The sequence below is a fragment of the Streptomyces dioscori genome, assembly GCF_003024195.1.
In the GTDB taxonomy this organism is placed as follows: Bacteria; Actinomycetota; Actinomycetes; order Streptomycetales; family Streptomycetaceae; genus Streptomyces; species Streptomyces dioscori.
The window spans coordinates 1-6,313 of sequence record NZ_KZ679074.1 but is presented as its reverse complement, the minus strand read 5'-3'; the positions used below and the strand labels follow the sequence as shown (position 1 = coordinate 6,313).

1 protein-coding gene is annotated in these 6,313 nt (G+C 65.3%); it reads left to right on the top strand.

What is annotated here, in order from left to right; translation table 11 throughout:
• Nucleotides 1-6,313 (top strand): hypothetical protein (locus tag C6Y14_RS43785; protein ID WP_159074431.1); only part of this gene is annotated, 6,313 nt, incomplete at both ends.

Here is a 6,313-nt window from a genome sequence, read left to right as displayed (position 1 = left end):
AGTCCTGTCCGGGCCTTGCTGCCGGGGGACAAGGGCAGGTTCGGTGTCCTGGGTGACTTCGCCGCGCTCGCCACCAGTGTGGGAACGAACAACCGTGGCGACAGCATTCAGCGGCCGGTTGCTCCGGAACCGGCCGCGGGTGCCGATACCGGCGAGGCGCGTCCCCGGCTGCCCCAGTCCGACACCGACGCGACCCCGGCCCCGGCCCCGGCGACTGCCACCGCCGTTGAGTCGACTCTCACTCCGTTCAAGTCGGGGAACTTCGAGTTCACCAATCTGAAGCACACGAATGAGGTGTACCGCGACAAGGCGGTTCGGATCATTGAGCTGCTTCGTAAGCACGACACGATCCGTGCCTATGTCGGGGGTCGCCCGGTGCGGATCACCCTGCATGTGCGCACGACGGAGACCCCGGCTGATGTGACGGACCGTGGTGACGCCGGCGTCGACATCAACCTTGCGAGTTATTACTTCGAGAAGTACGACATCGGTTATGTCATGGGGATGCTGGCCCATGAGATCGGCCTGCACCCCCTCGCGTCCCGGGACACGAACATCCCCGACGAGGAGTCGATGTTCGCCGGAGTGCCGCTGGCTGTTCCGGGGCTGGCCGATCTGAAGACTCCGCGCACGATGAGTACTGAGGGTGCGGGTCAGGCGGACCACATCATGGCCGCGTTCCCGAGCAGCACGCGGCACAAGATCTACCGGGACATCGTGCTCGGCATGGCCAACGACCTGGCGGAGGAAGCACAAACGGGAGAGGAAGGTGCCAAGCCGAAGGACGTCACGGACCTGATCGACACCTACCTCATGGACCTGGCCACGATCGCGCTCACCAATGACAAGCGTAAGGACGCGGCTTGGGAGCCGCGTTACACGGCCAGGGTCTACAACGCGTACAAGGAGCAGTTTGCCGCGCAGCTTGCGCCGGACAGTCCCGTACGGAGTCTGCTTCCGGCGGACAAGAGCTGGTACAACGTCACGAGCAACTTCCTGGGCCTGGGCAGCAGCGTCGCGTTCAACAACCAGGGCGACAGCATCCAGACCGCCACGGTACCGAGCGGCACCGAGACCGGCGAAACGCGCCCGAGGCTGACCGGTAGCGGCAGGGATGCGGCGCCGCGCACGGGACCGGCCGGCTCGCCGCGTGCCAGTCGGCCGCGGGACAAGCGGCCTCGGTTCGTGGTGCGGTCGGGCTTCGATGCGCGGCGGTTCACCTACGACGGCGATGCGGTCACCGACCTCACGGTCCGTATCGCGATGCGGGGTGGCACGGACGAGCAGAACGCCCAAGCCCAAGCCCGCGCTTTTGCGCAACTCCGCGATGGCGTGCATGAGTTCCTGAACAACCCTGGCCACCGGCTCCCCAACGGTGACCTGCTGCACGTGACCGTCGAGCTGGTCGATCCCTCGAAGTCCCCGCACCTGACGGTGGACTTGACCGGTCGGGATCGGGTGATGGATCAGGTCACGTGGTGGGCGGATGCCGACCCGGTGCAGTTGGTGCATGAGTTGACTCATCAGCTGGGTCTGCGCGATGAGTATCGGGATGCCGATTCGCCGCATCGCCCGCACATCCCGGGCAGTCTCTTGGGTGACCTGAACGCGGCTCCTGAGGATTCCTCGCTGGCGGCCGGTGGGCTTCGCGGGCGGCATCTGGCCCTCCTGGGTGCGCTGATCGGGGATGTGGCTCCGCGGCCTTCGGAGGAAGGTGCGCGGGAGGAGAGCGAGCAGAGCTGGGACGAGGTGCGCGAGGGCGCCGAGAAGGTGCGTCGCGAAGCGGTCTGGGTCGACCCGGTTTCGCTGCCGAGTCAGACGGACGGTACCGAGAACACCGCGTCCACCGGGGTCCCGGCACACATGCTGCAGGACCCGAACACGACACCTGACACCGCTGCAACGCCCGCCCCCGCCCTCGCCCCTGCCCCCGCGTCCTTCGTGATGGAGAACTTCGAGTTCACCAATCTGAAGAGTTCGGACGAGCGGTACCGGACCAAGGCGACCCGGGTCATCGAGCTGCTGCGGGACCATCCGACGATCAGCGCGTACGTCGGCGACCGGCCCGTCAGGATCACCTTGCACGTGCGGACGACCGAGCCTCCGGCGGACGTACGCGACCTGGGCGATGACGGCGTGCAGATCAACCTGGCCAGTTACTACTTCGAGAAGTACGACCTCGGTTACGTCATGGGGATGCTGGCTCATGAGATCGGCCTGCACCCTCTTGCGTCCCGGGACACGAACATCCCCGACGAGGAGGAGATGTTCGCAGGGGTGCCCTTGGCCGTTCCGGGGCTGTCGAACCTGACTCCGCCGCGCACGATGAACACGGTCGGCTCGGGTCAGGCCGACCACATCATGGCCGCCTACCCCAGCAGCACCCGGCATGGGATCTACCGCGACATCGTGGTGAAGATGGCGGAGATGATGGCGGAGTTCGCTCAGGCGCAGGTTCCGGGAGCCAAGCTCCAGGACGCCACGGACCTGATGGACTCCTACCTCATGGACCTGGCCTCCATCGCGATCACCAGCGACCACCGCTTGAGAGCTGCCAAGGAACCGGGCAACACGGCCAAGGTCTACAACGAGTACAAGATGATGTTGGCCGCACGCATGACAGCGAACAGTCCCGCCCGAGCGCTGCTGCCCCCAGACAAGGGGATGTTCGGCGTCGTACGGGACTTCGCCACCCTGGCCGCCAGTGCGGTCGCCAACAACCGCGGCGACAGCATCCAGCGGCCCACGCCTACAGCCACGCTCACGCCTCCGCCCGCCGATGAGGCTCGCCCTCGGCTTCCGCAGGCCACCGACACCGACACCGACGCCGGCATCGACAGCGCTCAGCAGACCGAGGGGAGCATCGAGCAAGCTTCCTCTGCCACACAGAAGTTGAGAGGACCGCGCGACAGTCGGCCTCGGTTCGTGGTGCGGTCGGGCTTCGATGCGCGGCGGTTCACCTACGACGGCGATGCGGTCACCGACCTCACGGTCCGTATCGCGATGCGCGGAGCGGCGGAGCAGACACCACGGGTGTTCGGTCAACTCAGTTCGGGGGTGAGCGAGTTCCTGAACACTCCCGGCCACCGGCTCCCCAATGGTGACCTGCTGCATGTGACCGTCGAGTTGGTCGATCCTTCCGAGTCCCCGCATCTGACGGTGGACTTGGTGGGTCGGGATCAGGCGATGGATCAGGTCTCGTGGTGGGCGGATGCCGACCCGGTGCAGTTGGTGCATGAGCTGACTCATCAGCTCGGTCTGCGCGATGAGTATCGGGATGCCGATTCGCCGCAGCGTCCGCACATCGCGGGCAGCCTGCTGGGTGACCTGAATGCGGCTCCTGAGGATTCCTCGCTGGCCGCCGGTGGGCTTCGTGGGCGGCACCTCGCGTTGCTGGGTGCGCTGATCGGGAACGTGACCGCGCGGACGTCGGAGGAAGGCGCGCGGGAGGAGAGCGAGCAGAGCTGGGACGAGGTGCGCGAGGGCGCCGAGAAGGTGCGTCGCGAGGCCATCTGGGTTGACCCGGTCTCCCTGCCTCGGCCGTCGACCGGTGAGACGGCGGTCACGGAGGTTCCGGCTCGGACGCCGCAGGATCCGAATGCGGTGCCCGTCGCGGCGGAGTCGGTTCTTCGTCCGTTCAAGTTGGGGAATTTCGAGTTCACGAACTTGAATCAGACGGACCGGTACGTCGACAAGGCGGTGCGGATCGTCGAATTGCTGGATGAGCACGGCACGATCAAGAGTTACGTCAATGGCCGTCCCGTCCGGATCACTCTGCACGTGCGGACGACGGAGACCCCCGCTGATGTGCGTGACCTGGGTGCTGCCGGTGTCGAGATCAATCTGGCGAGTTATTACTTTGAGAAGTACGACATCGGTTACATCATGGGGATGCTGTCCCATGAGATCGGATTGCATCCTCTGGCTTCCGCCAACTCGAAGATTCCTGAGGAGGAGAACCTGTATGCGGGGATGCCCCTGCTGGTCCCGGGGCTGGAGACGCTGAGTACACCGCGTTTCATGAACACTGAGGGTGCGGGTCAGGCGGATCACATCATGGCGGCGTTCCCGCACACCATCCGGCACGGTATTTATCGCGACATCGTGGTGGAGATGGCGGAGGTGCTGGCGCAGCACGTCAGGGTGGGTGTCGCGGGCGCGAAGCCGAAGGACGTCACGGACCTGCTCGATACGTACTTGATGGATCTGGCTTCCATCGCGGTCACTAATGACCATCGGGCGCGCGCGATGCGGGATCCGGCTTATACGGCGAGGGTCTATAACGCGTATAAGACTCAGTTGGCTGAGCACTTGGCCGATGACAGTCCTGTCCGGGCCTTGCTGCCGGGGGACAAGGGCAGGTTCGGTGTCCTGGGTGACTTCGCCGCGCTCGCCACCAGCGTGGGGACCAACAACCGCGGTGACAGTATCCAGCGCCCGACGGCTCCAGAACCGACTGTCGGCAGCAATACCGGAGAGGCCCGCCCCAGGCTGCCCCAGTCCGACACCGAAGCGACCCCGGCCCCGATTCCGACCCCGGCCCCGACGCCTGCCACCGTCGTCGAGCCGACCTTCACGCCGTTCAAGTCGGGGAGCTTCGAGTTCACCAACTTGAAGCACACGAATGAGGTGTACCGCGACAAGGCGGTTCGGATCATTGAGTTGCTTCGTAAGCACGACACGATCCGTGCCTATGTCGGGGGTCGCCCGGTGCGGATCACTCTGCATGTGCGCACGACGGAGACCCCGGCCGATGTGACGGACCGTGGTGATGCCGGCGTCGACATCAATCTCGCGAGTTATTACTTCGAGAAGTACGACATCGGTTATGTCATGGGGATGCTGGCCCATGAGATCGGTCTTCACCCTCTCGCCTCGCGGGACACGAACATCCCCGACGAGGAGTCGATGTTCGCGGGAGTGCCGCTGGCTGTTCCGGGGCTGGCAGATCTGAAGACTCCGCGCACGATGAGTACCGAGGGTGCGGGTCAGGCGGACCACATCATGGCCGCGTTCCCGAGCAGTACGCGGCACCGGATCTACCGGGACATCGTGCTCGGGATGGCCAATGACTTGGCGGAGGAAGCAGAAACAGGTGAGGAGGGTGCGAAGCCGAAGGATGTCACGGATCTGATCGACACCTACCTGATGGATTTGGCGACGATCGCGCTCACCAATGACAAGCGTAAGGACGCTGCTTGGGAGCCGCGTTACACGGCGAAGGTGTACAACGCGTACAAGGAGCAGTTCGCCGCGCAGCTTGCGCAGGACAGTCCCGTACGGAGTCTGCTTCCGGCGGACAAGAGCTGGTACAACGTCACGAGTAACTTCTTCGGTCTGGGTAGCAGCGTCGCGTTCAACAACCAGGGCGACAGCATCCAGACCGCCACGGCCACGCCGGTGCCGAGCAACACCGAGACCGGCGAGACGCGCCCAAGGCTTTCGCCGGGCGGTACCGAGTCCGGGTCGCAGAGTGGGCCGTCCGACTCCACGCCGTCGATGGAGCCGCGTGCCAGTCGGCCGCGTGACAAGCGGCCTCGCTTTGTGGTGCGTTCCGATTTCGATGCGCGGCGGTTCACCTACGACGGCGATGCGGTCACCGACCTCACGGTCCGTATCGCGATGCGCGGCGGCCCGGACGGGCAGAACGCCCGCACCTTCGCGCAACTCCGCGACGGCGTGCATGAGTTCCTCAACAACCCTGGTCACCGGCTCCCCAATGGTGACCTGCTGCATGTGACCGTCGAGTTGGTCGATCCTTCCGAGTCCCCGCATCTGACGGTGGACTTGGTGGGTCGGGATCAGGCGATGGATCAGGTCTCGTGGTGGGCGGATGCCGACCCCGTACAGCTGGTGCATGAGCTGACTCATCAGCTCGGTCTGCGCGATGAGTATCGGGATGCCGATTCGCCGCATCGCCCGCACATCCCGGGCAGCCTGCTGGGTGACCTGAATGCGGCTCCTGAGGACTCATCGCTGGCCGCCGGTGGGCTCCGTGGGCGGCACCTGGCTCTCCTGGGCGCGCTGATCGGGGACGTGACCCCGAGCTCCTCGGAGCCAAGCACACAGGAGGGCAGCGAGCACACCTGGCACCAGGTGCGTGAGGACGCCGGGAAGGTGCGTCGCGAAGCGGTCTGGGTTGACCCGGTCTCCCTGCCTCGGCCGTCGACCGGTGGCACGGCGGTCACGGAGGTTTCGGCTCGGACGCCGCAGGATCCGAATGCGGTGCCCGTCGCGGCGGAGCCGGTTCTTCGTCCGTTCAAGTTGGGGAATTTCGAGTTCACGAACTTGAATCAGACGGACCGGTACGTCG